The sequence below is a fragment of the Shewanella glacialimarina genome (genome assembly GCF_020511155.1).
In the GTDB taxonomy this organism is placed as follows: domain Bacteria; phylum Pseudomonadota; class Gammaproteobacteria; order Enterobacterales; family Shewanellaceae; genus Shewanella; species Shewanella glacialimarina.
In genome coordinates, this window is record NZ_CP041216.1 from 4,260,001 (window position 1) to 4,278,648 (window position 18,648).

Below are 18,648 nucleotides of genomic sequence, written 5' to 3' on the forward strand. Positions count from 1 at the left end.
ACGCTGTTAACAAAACAAAGAGCGGTTTGAAAAGTCTTTATATACTGGACTGAGGTTATTTATTACGTTTTAGTAATTCATCAAGCTGCTGTTTATCTTCAGCTGACATCTCGGCATGGGCATATTTTACATTTCTCTGGCGGCGAATAAGTATCGCGCCAACAATGAAGCCTATAAATAGCAGCGCAAAAGGACCAATCCAAAGAACATATGTTTTTGGATCAAGTCGCGGATTATAAAGTACAAAGTCACCATAACGACTTGTCATGAACTCTACAATTTGCTCATCTGACTTACCATCATCAACCATCTTATAAACTTCTAATCGCAAATCTTGCGCGACTGGCGAATTAGAATCGACTAAGTTTTGGTTTTGACATTGTGGGCAACGCAACTCATGTGCGAGTGAAATAGCACGCTTTTGATTACTGGGTGTTTTGAATTCATAGGTATCTACTGGTGTAGCATGGACCACTACACTAGATAACAAACCAATAACTAACGCGAACGATAAATTAACTAATTTCATTACGCAGCTCCATCCGCTTTAGCTTCAGCTTGTAGCTGCTGAACCATTGGATATAAGGTATCTTGCCAAATATTTTGATCAATTGGGCCTGCATAGCGAAATCGTATAATGCCATTATGATCAATGATAAATGTTTCTGGCGCACCATATACCCCGAGATCCAAACCTAAACGACCATCTTTATCATAAAAGTTGATTGTATATGGGTCCCCTTCGCGCTGTAGCTCTTTTATTGCCAGTGCTCGCTCGTCGCGATAATTAATACCATATATAGGCATAATATTACGACGAGACAACATAGTTAAAAAAGGATGTTCATATTTACATGCAGGACACCAGGTGGCCCACACGTTTAATAATGAAACTTGACCTTTTAAATCAGCTTCAGTCAACAGTTCACCAGGGGTTTCAAGTCTCTCAAGTTGGAAAGCCGGTACCGGCTTCCCTTCTAATGCTGAATCCAGCTTTTGTGGATTAAGGAATAAACCTTGATATAAGAATATTCCCATCACCAAAAATAAGGCTAGAGGTATAAACAGCACCAACTTTTTCATAAATTCTCCGTTTTTAAGCTGTCGCTAACTTTTCTTTTGCTTTGTCGTTCACTTCGGCAGCCGTGCTCTTTACGCGATAACGCTTATCTGATGCAGCAAGGAAACCACCAATCATCATAAAGATTGATCCGAACCATAACCAACGTACAAAAGGTTTGTAGTTTAGACGTACAGCAAACTCGGTCGCACTGATTGGGTCACCCATGGTGACATATAAGTCACGGAATAAACCCCAATCGATACCGGCTTCTGTCATGTCCATTGTACGAACATTGTATTGACGACGATCCGGTTTTAATAAGGTAATGTATTGATCATCTTGATAGATTTCTATTTGACCTTGTTGTGCTGTGTAGTTTGGACCAACGACATTCTTAGTTTCAAGATACTTGAATGTGTAACCCGCTAACTCTTGACTGATTCCTGGCCCCATGCGAACACTTTTCTCTATTGAGTAGTTCGATACCATAGTAGCACCAACAATTGAGACGGCAATACCTAAGTGGGCCATGATCATTCCAAGTTGGCTACGCCCAATACGGGTTAAACTGATGCTGCCATCTGTTCCTTTAACCATATTGTATGCAGCGCGGAATGTCGATAATGTCACCCATGTTGCCGCAGTAATGCCAAGTACAACCCATATATTGAATTCGCCGCCCATGAGGAAAGGTACAGACAAACCGATCACTGCTGCAACCATTGCAGGCACAAGCAATTGACGCTTGATCTCGCCTTGCTTTGATTTCTTCCAGCGAATGATTGGACCAATACCCATAAAGCCAAACAGTACTAACACGATTGGAACGAATACCGCGTTGAAATATGGAGGTCCTACAGAAATTTTACCCATACCAAGCGCATCTATAAGCAACGGATATAAGGTTCCAAGTAGAACGGTACCTGCAGCTACGGTTAATAGTACGTTACAAACCAACAACATGGTTTCTTTAGACTTGAGTTCAAATCGAGCAGGACTGCTCATTTCGCTGGCACGGAAAGCAAACAGAGTTAAAGAGCCACCAACGGCAATTGCCAGTAGAAGCAGAATAAACATACCACGGCTTGGATCTGCTGCAAATGAATGCACCGATGTGAGTACGCCGGAACGCACAATAAAGGTGCCCAGTAAGCTTAATGAGAAAGCAAAGATTGATAGCAAAACAGTCCAATTACGGAATGCACCACGCTTTTCAGTTACCACTAAAGAGTGAACCAATGCTGTACCTATTAGCCAAGGCATAAAGGAAGCATTTTCAACTGGATCCCAGAACCACCAACCACCCCAGCCTAATTCATAGTATGCCCACCAAGAGCCTAGTGAGATACCGCCAGTTAAGAATACCCAAGCAGCCAACGTCCAAGGACGAGACCAACGAGCCCAGGCTGAATCTAAACTACCACTCATTAGTGCAGCAATAGCGAAGGCAAAGCTTACCGAGAAACCTACATAACCAAGATACAACATTGGTGGGTGGAAGATTAGTCCCACATCTTGCAACATTGGATTTAAGTCGCGCCCTTCCATTGGTATTGGAAATATACGTTCAAATGGACTGGAGGTTAGAACCATAAATAAGGTAAAACCAACAATAATCATTGCTAGTACTGCTAATACCCTCGCAGTAAAGACTTCTTCTAAGCCTTTACTGAACATGGCTACAGCTGTCGCCCAAACTGACAATGAGAATACCCAGAATAATAATGAACCTTCATGACCGCCCCATACTGCAGCAATTTTAAAGAAGATGGGTAATTGTGAATTTGAATGATGTGCAACATAGGCGACTGAGAAGTCATCAACCGCAAAGCTGTAGCCCAATATAACTACTGAAACTAGAATAAAGAAAAACATACCGTATGCAAGAGGCCAGGCATATCTCACTAAATATGCATCTTTCTTGGCAGCACCTATTAATGGAACACTGGCTAATAACATGGCAAATGCCAAACCTATTATCAGTGAAAAATGTCCAATTTCTGGAATCATGGGTATTCCTTAGTTATAAAAACATTGATTTGATATCGACAAACCACGTTAATGCAGGTGATGAGCATACGTTACTATACTCACATTAGCTTAAGCGAATTTTAAATCATTTTAGAGCTTGCCAGCTCACATGTCTGCCACTTTCGTGCAAAACTGGGTTACTTGTCTCATTATCGGTACGCAGTAAGATCAAAAGTCTCTAATCACAATCACACAGCGATAAGACTAACAAAATGATCTAAAGTTTCTACCATTTAATGTGATCAATTTAAATTGTGAACCAGTGCTCAACTCTCAAGATTGAGCTTTATATCTTCCTTATATTACTATTCAATTAATAATCTTTACGTATAATCGTGTAATCAAGCTCAGCGGAACCCCCGCTTTTCTATAAACTAAAAGTGAATATTGAAACGATGACCACATTTTGGATTCTTATCGCGCTTGTCCTTATTATCGGTTTAATGATGATTTGGGTACCTCATTTTCGTCAGACAAAGTTACTTCAAGCTGAAGAGTCTGGCGTCCGTAAACAAACTAACCTTGAACTTTTTAATGAACGTTTAGGCATTCTTGAGAAAGAATTACAAAACGATTTACATGATCAGAATGAATTTGACGCATTAAAGCAGGAACTAGAAATTAGTTTATTGCAGGATATGAAGCATAAGGGTGATGACTCACTTGCTGCTGCAAAACCAAAAGGTATTTTATGGCCCTCTTTGATGACCATAGTAGTGTTGGGACTAACAGGTTACTTCTATCAGCAGCTTGGTGCGTATAATGAACTGGCAAATCCGCCACAAGCTAATAATCCGCATCAAGGCATGAGTAATGAACAAATTATGGCTCAGCGTGTGCAGATGATGGAGGCAGATGTTCAACAAGCTCCTGAAAACAGCCAAGCATGGTTTAGCCTAGGTCATGCTTATATTTCAGCAAACCAATATAATAAAGCTGTTGCTGCATTCGATAAAGTCATGGAATTAGTCGGAACCCACGCTGAATTACTAGGCCCTAAAGCAACGGCGATGTATTACCAGGCAGGTCAGAAGCTCACGCCAGATATTCAGGCTATTATTGAGCAGTCATTAGCTTTGGATGCACAAGATCCATCTACATTATTACTTGTCGGAATGGACGCCTTTTTTAATGCTCAATATCAAGATGCAATTAATGCATGGCAAGCTATTTTAGATAGTGACCGTAGTGATGTTGACCGCACAGCATTAATGAATGCTATTCAGTCTGCTAAAATGAGTATGCAATCAGATACGGGAGCCATGCCAAATGATGATGCCCACAGTGCTGTTAAAAATAGCGCCACTGAAGCAGGTACAACAATTGCAAAAACTGTCAGTGTTATGGTCGAAGTTGCACCGGAATTAGCATCTAAGGTTGGGCCAAATGATCAAGTATTTATTTTTGCTCGCGCAACTCAAGGACCAAAAGTGCCTTTAGCGGCGACTAAAGTCAATGCTAGCGATTTACCACTGACCATTACCTTAGATGATAGTACTTCTATGGGAGGCGATGTAAAATTAAGTGGTGCTAGCGAGGTTGAGATTATTGCCGTGCTATCTAAACATGGCAGCGTCAAACCACAAGCGGGTGACATGAAAGGTATTGTGGATGCTGTTAAGGTTGGCGGTAAAACCACGCTGGTATTGAACACAATAGTTCAATAACTTAGATATTAAGGAAAACTTATTAGGTTCTACTTAATATAAGATTTTACGACAAATTTGCTTGCAGGCATCCATAAAAAAACCGGCTATTAGGCCGGTTTTTATATTCTTAAAGAAGTATTACTTAGACATGAACTCAATAGCGTTCTTGTAATCTTCGTCAGAACAGTCAGTACACATACCACCTGGTGGCATTGCATTTAAACCTGTCTTAACAGAGTTTACTAGCGCATCAACACCTTTAGCTAAACGAGGTTCCCAAGCAGCAACATCGTGAGATTTAGGCGCACCGGCCACACCCATGCTGTGACATACTTGACATGCCTTGTTATATACAGCTTCACCTTCTTGAGCAAATACATTCGCAGACAAAGTTAAGGCAGCTACTGCAGTCATTGCTAACAATTTTTTCATGTTCAACGTTCCTAATTGCAAATAAATACAAAGCTCAACACTGCCTGTTATTTTTAGAAGGCAGACTATTTTTAGCTCTACTAGGTTACTACATACTGCAAAAAATCTCACCTTTTTGTGATAACAATCTCACCTTGGCATTCAAACCAGCCAATATTAACCAGTTCAAGTAATATATTAGCAAATGTTGAAAAAACTCGCATTTTATTAATTTTATTGGAACTATATCAAATTGCGAGCACTTAATGGTAGCTAAAGGTAACTGCATAATACTGTTTATGTTAATATCTTTTTAGTCTTTATTCGTCGATTAAATAGAGGGTTCAGTGACAAAAATAACATCATCCACTCCCTTGATCAGTGCAAACAACCTAACATGCATTCGCGAAGAGCGTTTATTATTTGACGAGCTTAGCTTTGATATCATGTCTGGGGATATCGTTCAAATTGAAGGTCCAAATGGCTCCGGAAAAACAAGCTTATTGCGTATTTTAGCAGGCTTATCCCGTCCTTATTCAGGGGATGTACTGTACTTAAAACACAACATCATTCGATCGCGTGATGAGTTTAATGAAAATTTACTTTATTTAGGGCACCTAGCCGGCGTTAAAAGTGAATTAACCGCAGAAGAAAATCTTAACTTCAATTTAAGAATCAGTGGTTATGATGACTATAGAACGTCTGACATTTTAGCCAAAGTAAACTTAAGCGGGTTTGAAGAAGCATTAGCAGGACATCTATCTGCAGGGCAACACCGTAGAACAGCGTTAGCAAGGTTATGGCATACCAATTGTAAAATATGGATATTAGATGAGCCTTTTACCGCTATCGATAAAAAAGGTGTTGAAGAGCTAGAGCAACTCTTTTTAGAGCATGCTAATAGCGGTGGATGTGTAATTATCACAACTCATCAAGATATGAGTTTAATTGCTGAGCCTAATCTTCGTAAAATCACTCTCGATTATCGTTTTGTATAAGGCTCAATAATGAACAGAGGTATTAGCTACAGCAGCGCGTTTGTGACCTTGTTAAAACGTGATTTGAAAATTGCGGTTAGACATCGTGGTGACATATTTAACCCACTGTTATTTTTTATTATGGTGGTAACTCTATTCCCACTAGGAATTGGACCAGAACCCCAAGTACTAACACGTGTAGCTCCAGGCATAATATGGGTAGCAGCTCTACTGGCATCAATGCTGTCACTGGAAAGGCTCTTTAAAGCGGATTACAGCGACGGTAGCTTAGAGCAAATGTTACTTAGTCCTCAGCCGCTAGCGATTATGGTATTGGCTAAGGTCTTAGCTCATTGGATTTTAACGGGTGTGCCATTAATACTCGTGTCACCATTGTTGGCGGTATTGCTTCATTTAGAAGGTAATAGTTATGTTGCTTTAATGGCTACCTTAGCGTTGGGAACACCGGTTCTGTCACTATTAGGCGCAATTGGTGTGGCTCTTACTGTTGGGCTCAGTAAAGGTGGTGTATTACTAACCCTATTAATATTGCCTTTATATATACCAGTGTTGATTTTTGCTACAAGTGCTATCGATGCTGCAGGGATGAATTTACCTTATGATGGTCAGCTAGCAATTATTGCCGCTATGCTGGTTGGTTCGTTAATCATGGCACCATTCGCAATTGGCGCCTCCTTACGTGTGAGTACAAATTAATATGTGGAATAAGATGTGGAAATGGCTTAATTCATATGCAGACCCTGAGCGGTCTTACAATCTAGCTGGAAAAATGCTGCCCTGGTTTGCATGTTTAGCAATTGCAATGATAGGCGTTGGTACGACATGGGGCTTGCTATACGCACCAATGGATTACCAGCAAGGTGATAGCTTCAGAATAATATATATACATGTTCCAGCTGCATCCATGTCAATGGCAGCCTACATGGGGATGGCAACCGCTTCATTCATAGGTATCGTCTGGCAGATTAAAGCCGCCGATTGGGCTGCTGCATCTATTGCGCCTATTGGTGCAGTGATTACTTTTATCGCATTATTTACTGGCGCTGCATGGGGAAAACCTATGTGGGGTACATGGTGGGTTTGGGATGCTCGTTTAACTTCAGAACTAGTACTATTATTCCTTTACTTGGGTGTTATTGCACTTTACGCCTCATTTGAGGACAAAGTATTGGCAGGAAGAGCTGCAGGCATATTGGCCATTGTTGGGGTAATCAATATTCCAATTATCAAGTATTCAGTTGAATGGTGGAGCAGCTTACATCAACCTGCCACAATCAAGATTACAGAAAAATCTACAATGACTGGAGATATGCTCTATCCACTACTTATCAATATTGCTGGATTTGGCATGATGATAGGAGCATTAACCATAGTAAGATATAGAGCAGAAGTATTGGCACGTAACGGAATGCGTCCTTGGGTTCGTGATTTAGCTAACGCGGAGGCGACAAAATAATGCAATTCGATACATTAGCAGAATTTTTAGATATGGGCGGCTATGCGTTCTTTGTATGGTTAGCTTACGGTGTAACATTTGGCAGTTTGGCTATTTTGATCATTCATAGTCTTAGCCAACGGAAAAAAGTTCTTATTGAGATATCTAAAAAGATTATCAGAGAAGAACGATTAAAAGAATCGAGAGGTAATAAATCGTGAACCCAAGACGTAAAAAAAGACTCACACTGGCAGTAGCTTTAATCGCAGGTGTCGCAGGTGTCGCTTCACTTTTACTGTACGCGTTAAATACCAATTTGAACTTGTTTTATACACCATATGAAATTGTACATGGTAAGAATGACACTGGAGTTAAGCCAGAGATTGGACAGCGTATTCGCGTAGGCGGCATGGTCACTGTTGGCTCTATGATACGCGACCCAAGCAGTTTACATGTGGAATTCGCGGTACATGACTCAGTAGGTGGCGAAATCATTGTGACATTTGACGATCTTCTTCCAGATTTATTCCGCGAAGGCCAGGGAATAGTCGCTCAAGGCGTATTAGTGGAATCAGGTAAGCTGGAAGCAACTGAAGTACTTGCAAAGCATGATGAAAATTATATGCCACCAGAAGTTGCTGAAGCGATGGGACAAACCCACAAAAAACTAGATTACCCAGAAGGCGCAGAGCCAAAGGGCTATAAATATCAGTAATTTTTATTGAGAAACTATAAATTCAAAGCCTATAAATTAATAGAGTTGAAATAGATATTGGTTCTTATAACTAGATAAATAATCTCTTTGAATAAAAAGACTGAATCCAAAAGATTCGGTCTTTTTTATATTCGTATAAAAAATTATTGGTCAAGTTAAATTTGCCGCGGTTTTAGTGCGATTCAAATATAAACGGTCTGACTCATTTGGCGTTACGTCAGTGTAATATTTGAACAACTTCCACAACGACTCAAATTTTGTTTGTAGTGATCGAGCTGAAGAGGCATTAACTTAAAGCTTTTATGTCGCAAGCATTGGTAGCTGTTATTCATCCTATTCTTTAGCACAGGTGACTCGAATACTATATTCGAATCTTTAGTCATCAATTCTCAATCTGGCGAACAAGACAATCCTCATCGACTTATTTGCGAGTAAGTGGAACTAAGGTAACCGCAAAATAAGCATAATTATTACAGTTCCAAATAGACACCAGAAAGCCAAATCATAATTTAATTTCATAAAATAAAGACAAATTATCGATTTAGCATGTTTGAGAGTGCAACAAACGCTTATGCAGCGTTCCGATGAGCATGCTGAAGCTACTGAAAGCTTACTAAACTGTACATTTTCATTAGATTACACACTTGATAACAACTGATATTAACCCGTTGTTAGTTACTAAAGACTACTGTGAACGTAAAAAATTGCAGATAATGCTAAGTAGAATAAAACAAGGGATAAGAAAGCTGAAAAGTGGATATAAAAAAACCGAGCCTAGGCTCGGTTTTTAATAAGTAATTAAAGATTAATTACTCTGCGGCTTCAACTTCAACAGCTTCAGCAGCTTCAGGACGACCTACTAACTCGATGTAAGCCATTGGGGCTTTATCACCGGTACGAAGACCGCACTTAAGAATACGAGTGTAACCACCAGGACGTTCCTGGAAGCGTGGACCCAATTCAGTAAATAACTTACCTACAACTTCAGCGTCGCGGGTACGAGCGAAAGCTAAACGGCGATTTGCAACGCTGTCTACTTTAGCTAATGTTATTAGAGGTTCAACTACGCGACGCAATTCTTTCGCTTTTGCTACAGTTGTCTTGATTATCTCATGACGAACTAGTGAGCATGCCATGTTACGGAACATAGCTTGGCGATGACTGCTGTTACGATTTAGTTGACGACCACTCTTACGATGGCGCATGACTAATCCTTATAACCTTAATCTGTACTAACCTGAGACTTATAGGTCGTCTGCTAAACTAGCTGGAGGCCAGTTTTCAAGACGCATACCTAACGACAGTCCGCGAGATGCTAAAACGTCCTTAATTTCAGTAAGAGATTTCTTACCTAAGTTAGGGGTTTTCAACAACTCAACTTCAGTGCGTTGTACCAGATCACCGATGTAATGAATCGCTTCGGCTTTCAAACAGTTAGCCGAACGTACAGTTAGCTCTAAATCGTCGACAGGACGCAACAATATCGGATCGAATTCCGGTTTATCATCTTCCTCAGGCTTAGCTGCAGGCTCACGTAAATCAACAAAGGCATCTAGCTGTTCGGCTAAAATAGTTGCTGAGCGACGAATTGCCTCCTCAGGATCGATAGTACCATTAGTGGTCATATCGATTACAAGCTTATCTAAGTCTGTGCGCTGTTCTACACGCGCAGCTTCAACATTGTATGCAATGCGAGCTACAGGTGAGAAAGACGCATCAACCAACAGGCGACCAATTGGACGATCGTCGTCTTCGGTTTGTGCACGAGCCGAAGCAGGTACATAACCACGACCACGTTCAACACGGATACGCATGCTGATGTCATTATTACCAGTCAAATGACAGATAATATGATCAGGATTCATGATGGTAACATCGCCATCATGCGTGATATCTGCTGCTGTAACAGGGCCTGTGCCGGACTTACTTAACGTAAGCATAGCCTCGTCTTTACCCTCGATAGTTACCGCTAAACCTTTAAGATTTAACAATATCTCAAGGATATCTTCTTGTACGCCTTCCTTACTGCTGTATTCGTGCAGTACGCCATCAATCTCGACTTCTGTAACAGCACAGCCGGGCATAGATGACAATAGGATGCGACGCAACGCGTTACCTAAGGTATGGCCAAAACCACGTTCTAGCGGTTCTAGTGTAACTTTGGCGCGAGTTGAATTAACCTGCTCAATTTCAACGAGACGCGGTTTAAGAAATTCTGTAACAGAACCCTGCATTGTGTCCTCTCTTGTTTGTTAGCTTTACTTAGAGTAAAGCTCGACGATCAGCTGTTCGTTAATATCCGCAGACAAATCGCTACGTTCTGGTAGACGCTTGAAAGCACCTTCCATTTTCGCATTGTCGACTTCTACCCATGTAGGCTTTTCGCGTTGACCAGCCACTTCTAAAGCCGCTTTAATACGAGCTTGAGTGCGTGATTTTTCACGGATGCTTACAACATCATTCGCAGACACTTTGAATGACGGAATGTTAACTACACGACCGTTAACCATAATAGATTTATGGCTTACTAGCTGACGTGATTCTGCACGAGTAGAACCGAAACCCATACGATAAACTACGTTATCTAGGCGGACTTCTAAAAGTTGTAACAAGTTTTCACCTGTATTACCTTTTAAACGTGCAGCTTCTTTGTAGTAGTTACGGAATTGCTTTTCTAACACACCGTAAATACGACGAACTTTTTGTTTCTCGCGTAACTGAGTACCATACTCAGACAAACGTGGCTTACGTGCGCCATGTTGTCCAGGTGCAGTTTCCAGCTTACACTTTGATTCGATTGCTCTCACACCGCTTTTTAAGAAAAGGTCTGTACCTTCTCGGCGGCTGAGCTTGAGCTTAGGACCCAAGTATCTTGCCATGATCTTTCTCCAACTATCCTATAACGTAGTGTTATACACGACGTTTTTTAGGTGGACGACAACCATTGTGAGGGATAGGTGTCACATCAGTAATATTGGTTATTTTATAACCAACTGCGTTCAGTGCGCGAATCGCTGATTCACGTCCTGGACCTGGACCCTTCACAAAAACTTCAAGGTTTTTAACACCATAATCTTGCGCAGCAATACCTGCACGCTCTGCCGCAACCTGTGCAGCAAACGGGGTCGATTTACGTGAACCACGAAAACCAGAACCACCTGAGGTAGCCCAAGATAAAGCATTACCTTGACGATCGGTAATGGTTACGATTGTGTTGTTGAAAGACGCATGGATATGAGCCATGCCATCTGCAACCTGTTTACGTACGCGCTTACGCGGAGAACGTGACGGAACTTTAGCCATTTTGGTTTACCTTCCCGTTACTTTCTGATTGGTTTACGTGGACCTTTACGCGTACGCGCATTGGTCTTAGTACGTTGCCCACGAAGTGGCAGGCTACGACGATGGCGGAGACCACGATAACAACCAAGATCCATAAGACGCTTGATGTTCATTGAAATCTCACGACGTAAGTCACCTTCTACAGCATATTTGGCGACTTCTTCGCGTAGGATATCTATTTGAGCTTCGCTCAATTCCTTGATCTTAGCATCTTCAGCAATTGAAGTAGCAGCACAGATTGCTCTTGCGCTTGTACGTCCAATACCAAAAATAGCAGTCAATGCGATGACTGTATGCTTTTGATCAGGAATGTTAATGCCAGCGATACGGGCCACTATGCACTCCTTAAATGTTAAAGGCTATCTGCGAAAAGCCCGAAAGGATACTCGACAGACAACAAATTTGCAAACAATATTTTTAGTCAGCCCATTATTGGGCTGACCAACTTCTTACTTAGCCTTGACGCTGTTTGTGTTTAGGTTCAACACATATAACGCGAACAACACCACTACGCTTGACGATCTTGCAATTACGGCAGATCTTCTTCACGGAAGCTCGAACTTTCATTTCATCACTCCGTAAAAGCTAACTTATTTTCCAAAGCGATCTAAATTCGCTTTGTTGACTAGATTAGCTTTCTTCATCACAGACTCATACTGATGAGACATCATATGGGTCTGAACCTGAGCCATGAAGTCCATGATCACGACTACTATAATTAGTAGCGAAGTACCGCCAAAATAGAACTGTACTTTCCACGCAATTAACATGAACTCCGGAATTAAGCAGATAAAGGTAATATACAACGCACCCGCTAAGGTTAAACGTGTCATTACTTTATCAATGTAACGCGAAGTCTGTTCACCGGGACGAATCCCAGGAATGAATGCACCACTCTTTTTCAAATTATCAGCTGTTTCGCGTGGATTAAAAACCAACGCAGTATAGAAGAAACAGAAAAAGATAATTGCTGTCGCATACAATAATGAATACAGCGGTTGTCCAGGGGACACAGCTAAAGCGAAATCGCTTAGCCATGACATAGACTCATTTTGTCCAAACCACTGAGCCAGTGTGCCTGGAAACAAAATAATGCTGGATGCAAATATTGGTGGAATTACACCTGCCATATTTACTTTAAGTGGTAAATGAGTGCTTTGTGCAGCAAAAACCTTACGGCCTTGTTGACGTTTAGCATAGTTAACAACGATTCGACGCTGTCCACGTTCCACAAACACTACAAAATAAGTTACAGCAAATACAATAACCGCGAGCAACAGTAGTACCAATACATTCAAGTCACCTTGACGCGCCTGCTCGGCTGTTGAGCCGATAGCCGATGGTAATCCTGCAACAATACCTGCGAAAATTAATATCGAGATACCATTACCAATACCACGTTCGGTAATCTGTTCGCCTAACCACATCAGGAACATAGTTCCTGTGACTAAACTTACAACAGCAACAAAGTAAAAACCAAATCCAATATTGGCCACGAGGCCAGGAACTAAATTCGGTAAACCTGTCGCGATACCGATAGATTGCAATGTACCCAGTACAAGTGTGCCATATCTAGTATATTGACTTATCTTTTTACGCCCTGACTCGCCTTCTTTTTTCAATTCAGCAAGTGCAGGATGCACAACAGTCAATAACTGCATAATAATCGATGCCGAAATATACGGCATGATACCTAATGCGAAGATAGAGGCACGCTCTAAAGCACCACCCGAGAACATGTTAAACATGCCAAGGATGGTATCTTTTTGCTGAGCAAAAAGCTCTGCTAATACAGCTGCGTCAATACCAGGAATTGGTACAAACGAACCGGCTCTAAAGACGATAATCGCACCAATCACGAACAGAAGGCGAGTTTTCAGTTCAGATAAACCACCTTTCGCGCTTTTTAAATCAAGTCCTGGTTTTGCCATCGACGTATTATTCCTCGATCTTGCCACCGGCAGCTTCAATAGCTGCACGTGCACCTTTGGTTACCTTTAGACCTTTTACAGTCACAGGGCGCTCAATGGTACCTGAAAGAACGATTTTCGCAAACTGGATATTGCGAGTAATAACGTTCGCAGCTTTCAGAGTGTTTAAATCGATGACATCACCGTTAACTTTTGCTAGTTCGAGTAAACGAACTTCAGCTGAAACCAAAGCTTTGCGAGATGTAAAGCCGAACTTAGGTAAACGGATTTTAAGAGGCATTTGACCGCCTTCAAAACCTACACGCACACCGCCGCCAGAACGAGACTTTTGTCCCTTATGACCACGACCTGCTGTTTTACCTAAACCTGAACCAATACCTCGGCCAACACGCTTAGGAGCAGATTTAGAACCTGCTGCTGGAGATAGAGTATTTAGACGCATTATCCTAATTCCTCCACCGAAACCATGTAGTAAACCTTGTTAATCATACCGCGAACTGAAGGAGTATCTTCAAGCTCAACTGTATGACCAATACGGCGCAGACCTAAACCTGTTAGGGTAGCTCGGTGTTTTGGTAAACGACCGATACTGCTTTTGGTCTGTGTTACTTTAACTGTTTTAGTAGCCATGGTGCATTATCCCCGAATTTCGTCAACATTCAGGCCACGTTTAGCAGCGATTTGAGCAGGTGACTTCATGTGCACCAACGCATCGACTGTAGCGCGAACGATGTTGATCGGGTTAGTAGAACCGTATGCTTTTGACAGAACGTTATGAACGCCTGCTACTTCCAATACGGCACGCATTGCGCCACCGGCAATAATACCGGTACCTTGTGATGCAGGTTGCATGTACACAAGTGATCCAGTATGACGACCTTTAACTGGGTGATGCAGAGTACCTGCATTCAACTCAACGGTCACAATGTTACGACGCGCTTTTTCCATAGCTTTTTGAATCGCTGCTGGAACTTCACGTGCTTTACCATAGCCATAGCCAATCTTACCGTTACCGTCACCCACTACTGTTAGTGCTGTGAAGCTAAAGATACGACCGCCCTTAACTACTTTAGAAACACGATTAACTGCAATCAATTTTTCTTGCAAATCGTCTTTTTGCTGAGCTTCTAATTTAGCCATTTATAACCCCTTAGAACTTCAGGCCAGCTTCACGAGCAGCGTCTGCTAATGCAGCCACACGTCCGTGATACTTGAAACCAGAACGGTCGAACGCAACAGTAGCCACGCCCTTCTCGATCGCACGCTCAGCAACTAGTTTACCAATTGCTTTGGCCGCATCTACGTTTCCGGTACTCTTTAGTTGCTCTTTAACTGTTTTTTCAACAGTTGAAGCGGCAGCTAACACCTGAGCTTCAGGACTAATAACCTGAGCATAAATGTGACGCGGTGTACGATGTACAACCAGACGATTCACGCCTAGCTCTTGGATCTTCTTACGTGCACGAGTAGCGCGACGTAAGCGAGATGTTTTCTTATCCATATCGCGTTACCTACTTCTTCTTAGCCTCTTTACGGCGTACAACTTCGTCGTCATAGCGAACACCTTTACCTTTATAAGGCTCTGGTGGACGGTAACCACGAATGTTTGCAGCAACTTGACCAACCAACTGTTTATCAACGCCTGTTAGGACGATTTCAGTTTGGCTAGGACATTCTACTGTCACGCCTGCGGGTAGCTTGTGTACTAATGGATGTGAGAAACCTAATGTTAAGTCCAAGTCACTACCAGCGATCTTCGCACGGTAACCTACACCAACAAGTTTAAGTTTTTTCACAAAACCTTGAGATACACCAACAACCATATTGTTTACTAGTGCACGTGCAGTACCTGCCTGTGCCCAAGCTTTTTCAAAGCCTTCGACAGGTAGAAACTTAACTTGTGCATCTTCGATAACAACATTTACCGCATTGTTGATTACTCGAGTCAGACTTCCTTTACTGCCTTTGACAGTTAAAGTCTGTTCGTTTAAAGTCACCTCTACGTCAGCAGGGATAGTGACTGGTGCTTTTGCAACACGAGACATTACTAACTCCTTACGCTACGTAGCAGATAACCTCGCCACCCGAGCCAAATTGGCGGGCGGCACGATCAGTCATCAAGCCTTTAGAAGTGGACACAATTGCGATACCCAGACCGCCCATAACCTTTGGAAGTTCGTCTTTACCTTTGTAAATACGAAGACCAGGACGGCTTACGCGCTGGATAGTCTCAACGACTGGTTTGCCTTGAAAGTACTTTAATGTAATTTCTAATTCAGGCTTAGCTTCATCTGCTACGGCGTAGTCAGTAATGAAACCTTCATCTTTAAGTAATTTCGCAATTGCTACTTTTAACTTAGCTGAAGGCATCTTTACAGATACGTGGTTAGCAGCTTGGCCGTTACGAATACGGGTTAACATATCCGCAATAGGATCTTGCATGCTCATATTAGCTTACTCCGTACAAGTGCTTACCAGCTGGCCTTACGTAGGCCAGGAACTTCACCGCGCATGGTTGCTTCACGTAATTTAATACGGCTTAAGCCGAATTTACGTAAGAAGCCATGTGGGCGACCAGTTTGATTACAGCGATTGCGTTGACGCGATGCGCTTGAATCACGTGGTAGTGCTTGCAACTTAAGTACCGCATCCCAACGATCTTCTTCCGAAGTCTCTGGGCTGCTGATAGTAGCTTTAAGTGCTAGACGCTTTTCAGCATACTTAGCTACGAGCTGTGCACGTTTTGCTTCACGTGCTTTCATAGAAGTTTTAGCCATTATGCTACCCTTATTTCTTAAATGGGAAGTTAAAAGCGGTCAACAAAGCACGACCTTCTTCATCATTTTTCGCAGTAGTAGTGATAACAATATCCATACCACGAATCTTATCGATTTTATCGTAATCGATCTCAGGGAAGATGATCTGTTCTTTCACACCCATTGCGTAATTACCACGACCGTCAAACGCTTTAGCGCTTAAGCCACGGAAATCACGAATACGTGGGATTGCAATGTCAACTAGACGCTCTAAAAATTCCCACATGCGCTCACCGCGCAGGGTAACTTTACAGCCTATAGGGTAGCCTTCACGGATTTTAAAGCCAGCAACTGATTTACGAGCAACAGTTACAATTGGCTTTTGGCCAGCGATTGCAGTCATGTCACGAAGCGCATGCTCCATAACTTTCTTATCTGCAACAGCTTCACCAACACCCATATTAAGGGTGATTTTATCAATCCGAGGGACTTGCATGACACTGCTATAACCGAACTTTTTAGCTAGTTCAGCGATCACAGTCTCTTGATATTTATCATGCAGTTTCGCCATCGTTTACTCCAAATTACTTAACGAGTTCGCTGTTCGATTTATAAAAACGGACTTTTTTGTCGTTTTCAAATCGGAAACCAACACGATCTGCCTTGCCTGTGGCTTGGTTAAAGATCGCTACGTTTGATGTTTGCATCGGTGCTTCTTTCTCGATAACGCCGCCAGCTACGCCCAATTGTGGGTTTGGCTTTTGGTGTTTCTTAACGAGATTGATGCCTTCAACAATTAATTTACCAGTAGGTAGAACTTGAGAAACCTTACCGCGTTTACCCTTGTCTTTACCTGCTAATACAATCACTTCGTCTTCACGACGGATTTTTGCTGCCATTTTGAAAGCTCCTTACAGTACTTCAGGTGCCAGAGAGACAATCTTCATAAATTGCTCAGTACGCAATTCACGTGTCACTGGTCCAAAGATACGAGTACCAATCGGTGCAAGGTTTGCGTTAAGCAATACCGCTGCATTCCGATCGAAGCGAATGACAGAACCGTCTGGACGACGTACGCCTTTCTTAGTACGGACTACCACCGCGTTATATACATCACCTTTCTTCGCTTTAGCGCGAGGAATCGCTTCTTTAACAGAAACTTTGATAATGTCGCCGATACCGGCATAACGACGATGAGAGCCACCCAAGACCTTAATACACTGAACTCTACGTGCGCCACTATTACATGCGACGTCTAGAGTCGATTGCATTTGGATCATTTTAAGTGCTCCGCTATCGTTACTACACAAATCCCAATATTGGGACAATATTTAGCCAAAAATGAGGATAGTTTTACTCAATTTTGGCGCGCAAGTATAACACCACAATATCGGATTGCATAGTAAAAAAACAAACGGCTCCAAAATAAGGAGCCGTTTAGATTAACCTAACATAAAATTAGGCTTTGGTTACTACTTCAGCTAGGGTCCAAGACTTAGTCTTAGATAGAGGACGACACTGACTAATAGTCACTATGTCACCTTCATTACACTGATTAGTTTCGTCATGTGCATGGATCTTAGTAGTACGCTTGATGTACTTCCCATAAATAGGATGTTTCACTTGGCGCTCAATAGCAACAGTAATAGATTTTTCCATTTTGTTGCTAATTACTTTACCTTGCAAAGTACGGATTTTATCAGACATTACGCACCTGCCTTAGAAGTAATAATGGTCTTAACACGTGCAATGTTACGACGCACTAGTTTCAACTGATTCGTTTGAGTCAATTGACCAGTAGCGTGTTGCATACGCAGGTTAAACTGCTCACGCAGCAGACCAAGTAATTCAGCGTTAAGTTCTTCAACGCTCTTTTCTCTTAGTTCGCTCGCTTTCATTACATCACCGTCTTAGTTACGAAGGTAGTCTTCAGAGGTAGTTTAGCTGATGCCAAAGCGAAGGCTTCACGAGCCAACGATTCAGGTACACCACCCATCTCATAAAGAACCTTACCAGGTTGAATCTGACATACCCAGTATTCAACGTTACCTTTACCTTTACCCATACGCACTTCAAGAGGCTTAGAGGTAATTGGTTTGTCAGGGAAAACTCGAATCCAAATTTGTCCTTGACGTTTAACATGACGTGTCATGGCACGACGTGCAGATTCGATTTGACGAGCAGTTAAACGGCCACGGCCGACTGCTTTCAAACCGAAAGTACCAAAGCTAACTTCAGTACCGTTCGCTAGACCGCGGTTGCGGCCTTTGAACATCTTGCGAAACTTCATACGTTTAGGTTGCAGCATTAAAGTTTC

General features: G+C 42.1%; 30 protein-coding genes. 6 read left to right on the plus strand and 24 right to left on the minus strand.

All coding sequences use genetic code 11. The features are described from left to right. Positions 1-55 precede the first annotated feature (55 nt). Genes nrfF through FJ709_RS18615 form a run of 3 tightly spaced genes read right to left on the minus strand, consistent with a single transcriptional unit; the run spans position 56 to position 3,073 of the window. Positions 56-529, minus strand: coding sequence for a heme lyase NrfEFG subunit NrfF (nrfF, locus tag FJ709_RS18605; RefSeq protein ID WP_226411952.1), 474 nt, complete (start codon positions 527-529; stop codon positions 56-58). Next, positions 529-1,083 carry a DsbE family thiol:disulfide interchange protein gene (locus FJ709_RS18610; RefSeq protein WP_226411954.1) on the minus strand — a complete coding sequence of 185 codons (555 nt, stop codon included), beginning with the start codon at positions 1,081-1,083 and terminating at the stop codon, positions 529-531. Before FJ709_RS18610 ends, nrfF begins: the two co-directional genes overlap by 1 nt. A gap of 13 nt (positions 1,084-1,096) precedes the next feature. Continuing rightward, positions 1,097-3,073 carry a heme lyase CcmF/NrfE family subunit gene (locus tag FJ709_RS18615; protein ID WP_226411956.1) on the minus strand — a complete coding sequence of 659 codons (1,977 nt, stop codon included), beginning with the start codon at positions 3,071-3,073 and terminating at the stop codon, positions 1,097-1,099. A gap of 416 nt (positions 3,074-3,489) precedes the next feature. Between FJ709_RS18615 and ccmI the strand changes: the two genes are divergently transcribed. Then, entirely contained in the window at positions 3,490-4,761 is a 1,272-nt protein-coding gene (gene ccmI / locus FJ709_RS18620; RefSeq protein ID WP_226411958.1) for a c-type cytochrome biogenesis protein CcmI, read from the plus strand. Positions 4,762-4,881: 120 nt separating this feature from the next. On the opposite strand, the gene FJ709_RS18625 is transcribed toward ccmI, so the two are convergent. Continuing rightward, a complete protein-coding gene (locus FJ709_RS18625) occupies positions 4,882-5,175 on the minus strand; it encodes a c-type cytochrome (protein ID WP_226411960.1) in 294 nt (97 codons plus the stop codon). A gap of 326 nt (positions 5,176-5,501) precedes the next feature. Here FJ709_RS18625 and ccmA point away from each other — a divergent pair, with 326 nt between their 5' ends. The 5 genes from ccmA to ccmE are packed head-to-tail and all read left to right on the plus strand — an operon-like array spanning position 5,502 to position 8,302. After that, positions 5,502-6,152 carry a cytochrome c biogenesis heme-transporting ATPase CcmA gene (gene ccmA / locus FJ709_RS18630; RefSeq protein WP_226411962.1) on the plus strand — a complete coding sequence of 217 codons (651 nt, stop codon included), beginning with the start codon at positions 5,502-5,504 and terminating at the stop codon, positions 6,150-6,152. Between the two features lie 9 nt (positions 6,153-6,161). Next, on the plus strand, positions 6,162-6,848 hold the full coding sequence (gene ccmB / locus FJ709_RS18635) for a heme exporter protein CcmB (protein WP_226411964.1): 687 nt from the start codon (positions 6,162-6,164) through the stop codon (positions 6,846-6,848). A 13-nt stretch (positions 6,849-6,861) separates the two neighbouring features. Beyond that, the gene (locus FJ709_RS18640; protein WP_226411966.1) at positions 6,862-7,608 is read left to right on the plus strand and encodes a heme ABC transporter permease; all 747 of its coding nucleotides are present in this window, start codon (positions 6,862-6,864) and stop codon (positions 7,606-7,608) included. Beyond that, positions 7,608-7,808 carry a heme exporter protein CcmD gene (gene ccmD, locus FJ709_RS18645; protein WP_226411968.1) on the plus strand — a complete coding sequence of 67 codons (201 nt, stop codon included), beginning with the start codon at positions 7,608-7,610 and terminating at the stop codon, positions 7,806-7,808. Before FJ709_RS18640 ends, ccmD begins: the two co-directional genes overlap by 1 nt. After that, positions 7,805-8,302 (plus strand): cytochrome c maturation protein CcmE, encoded by a 498-nt coding sequence (gene ccmE / locus FJ709_RS18650; RefSeq protein ID WP_226411970.1) that lies wholly within the window; start codon positions 7,805-7,807, stop codon positions 8,300-8,302. Before ccmD ends, ccmE begins: the two co-directional genes overlap by 4 nt. 809 nt (positions 8,303-9,111) lie before the next feature. Here ccmE and rplQ read toward each other — a convergent pair. The 20 genes from rplQ to rplP form a co-directional block, all read right to left on the minus strand. Continuing rightward, positions 9,112-9,507, minus strand: a complete 396-nt coding sequence (gene rplQ / locus FJ709_RS18655) for a 50S ribosomal protein L17 (protein ID WP_226411972.1) — start codon at positions 9,505-9,507, stop codon at positions 9,112-9,114. Positions 9,508-9,546: 39 nt separating this feature from the next. Beyond that, positions 9,547-10,536 (minus strand): DNA-directed RNA polymerase subunit alpha, encoded by a 990-nt coding sequence (locus FJ709_RS18660; protein WP_188843792.1) that lies wholly within the window; start codon positions 10,534-10,536, stop codon positions 9,547-9,549. Between the two features lie 24 nt (positions 10,537-10,560). Continuing rightward, the gene (gene rpsD, locus FJ709_RS18665) at positions 10,561-11,181 is read right to left on the minus strand and encodes a 30S ribosomal protein S4 (RefSeq protein WP_226411974.1); all 621 of its coding nucleotides are present in this window, start codon (positions 11,179-11,181) and stop codon (positions 10,561-10,563) included. A gap of 31 nt (positions 11,182-11,212) precedes the next feature. Continuing rightward, complete coding sequence (gene rpsK, locus FJ709_RS18670) at positions 11,213-11,605, minus strand: 30S ribosomal protein S11 (RefSeq protein ID WP_011635661.1); 393 nt, start codon at positions 11,603-11,605, stop codon at positions 11,213-11,215. A gap of 17 nt (positions 11,606-11,622) precedes the next feature. Next, positions 11,623-11,979 carry a 30S ribosomal protein S13 gene (gene rpsM / locus FJ709_RS18675; protein ID WP_226411976.1) on the minus strand — a complete coding sequence of 119 codons (357 nt, stop codon included), beginning with the start codon at positions 11,977-11,979 and terminating at the stop codon, positions 11,623-11,625. Positions 11,980-12,097: 118 nt separating this feature from the next. Then, positions 12,098-12,211, minus strand: coding sequence for a 50S ribosomal protein L36 (gene rpmJ / locus FJ709_RS18680; RefSeq protein WP_006083579.1), 114 nt, complete (start codon positions 12,209-12,211; stop codon positions 12,098-12,100). 23 nt (positions 12,212-12,234) lie between these two features. Continuing rightward, positions 12,235-13,575 (minus strand): preprotein translocase subunit SecY, encoded by a 1,341-nt coding sequence (gene secY, locus FJ709_RS18685; protein ID WP_226411977.1) that lies wholly within the window; start codon positions 13,573-13,575, stop codon positions 12,235-12,237. Positions 13,576-13,582: 7 nt separating this feature from the next. Beyond that, positions 13,583-14,017, minus strand: coding sequence for a 50S ribosomal protein L15 (rplO, locus tag FJ709_RS18690; RefSeq protein WP_226411978.1), 435 nt, complete (start codon positions 14,015-14,017; stop codon positions 13,583-13,585). Then, a complete protein-coding gene (gene rpmD, locus FJ709_RS18695; RefSeq protein WP_226411979.1) occupies positions 14,017-14,205 on the minus strand; it encodes a 50S ribosomal protein L30 in 189 nt (62 codons plus the stop codon). Before rpmD ends, rplO begins: the two co-directional genes overlap by 1 nt. 6 nt (positions 14,206-14,211) lie before the next feature. Then, positions 14,212-14,715, minus strand: a complete 504-nt coding sequence (gene rpsE, locus FJ709_RS18700; RefSeq protein WP_076502247.1) for a 30S ribosomal protein S5 — start codon at positions 14,713-14,715, stop codon at positions 14,212-14,214. Positions 14,716-14,725: 10 nt separating this feature from the next. Further along, the gene (gene rplR, locus FJ709_RS18705) at positions 14,726-15,076 is read right to left on the minus strand and encodes a 50S ribosomal protein L18 (protein WP_188843805.1); all 351 of its coding nucleotides are present in this window, start codon (positions 15,074-15,076) and stop codon (positions 14,726-14,728) included. Positions 15,077-15,086: 10 nt separating this feature from the next. Further along, positions 15,087-15,620: a 50S ribosomal protein L6 gene (rplF, locus tag FJ709_RS18710; protein WP_226411980.1), complete on the minus strand. Its 534-nt coding sequence runs from the start codon at positions 15,618-15,620 to the stop codon at positions 15,087-15,089. 10 nt (positions 15,621-15,630) lie between these two features. Next, a complete protein-coding gene (rpsH, locus tag FJ709_RS18715) occupies positions 15,631-16,023 on the minus strand; it encodes a 30S ribosomal protein S8 (RefSeq protein WP_188959299.1) in 393 nt (130 codons plus the stop codon). Positions 16,024-16,046: 23 nt separating this feature from the next. Further along, positions 16,047-16,352, minus strand: coding sequence for a 30S ribosomal protein S14 (gene rpsN / locus FJ709_RS18720; protein ID WP_226411981.1), 306 nt, complete (start codon positions 16,350-16,352; stop codon positions 16,047-16,049). A 10-nt stretch (positions 16,353-16,362) separates the two neighbouring features. Next, positions 16,363-16,902, minus strand: coding sequence for a 50S ribosomal protein L5 (rplE, locus tag FJ709_RS18725; RefSeq protein ID WP_226411982.1), 540 nt, complete (start codon positions 16,900-16,902; stop codon positions 16,363-16,365). 13 nt (positions 16,903-16,915) lie between these two features. After that, positions 16,916-17,230, minus strand: a complete 315-nt coding sequence (gene rplX / locus FJ709_RS18730; protein WP_226411983.1) for a 50S ribosomal protein L24 — start codon at positions 17,228-17,230, stop codon at positions 16,916-16,918. A 12-nt stretch (positions 17,231-17,242) separates the two neighbouring features. Then, positions 17,243-17,611 (minus strand): 50S ribosomal protein L14, encoded by a 369-nt coding sequence (gene rplN, locus FJ709_RS18735; RefSeq protein WP_011494644.1) that lies wholly within the window; start codon positions 17,609-17,611, stop codon positions 17,243-17,245. A gap of 178 nt (positions 17,612-17,789) precedes the next feature. Continuing rightward, positions 17,790-18,038, minus strand: coding sequence for a 30S ribosomal protein S17 (gene rpsQ / locus FJ709_RS18740; protein WP_188922997.1), 249 nt, complete (start codon positions 18,036-18,038; stop codon positions 17,790-17,792). Continuing rightward, positions 18,038-18,229 (minus strand): 50S ribosomal protein L29, encoded by a 192-nt coding sequence (gene rpmC / locus FJ709_RS18745; RefSeq protein WP_006083592.1) that lies wholly within the window; start codon positions 18,227-18,229, stop codon positions 18,038-18,040. The genes rpsQ and rpmC overlap by 1 nt, the downstream gene beginning before the upstream one ends. Further along, positions 18,229-18,639: a 50S ribosomal protein L16 gene (rplP, locus tag FJ709_RS18750; RefSeq protein ID WP_124017689.1), complete on the minus strand. Its 411-nt coding sequence runs from the start codon at positions 18,637-18,639 to the stop codon at positions 18,229-18,231. The genes rpmC and rplP overlap by 1 nt, the downstream gene beginning before the upstream one ends. Positions 18,640-18,648 lie beyond the last annotated feature (9 nt).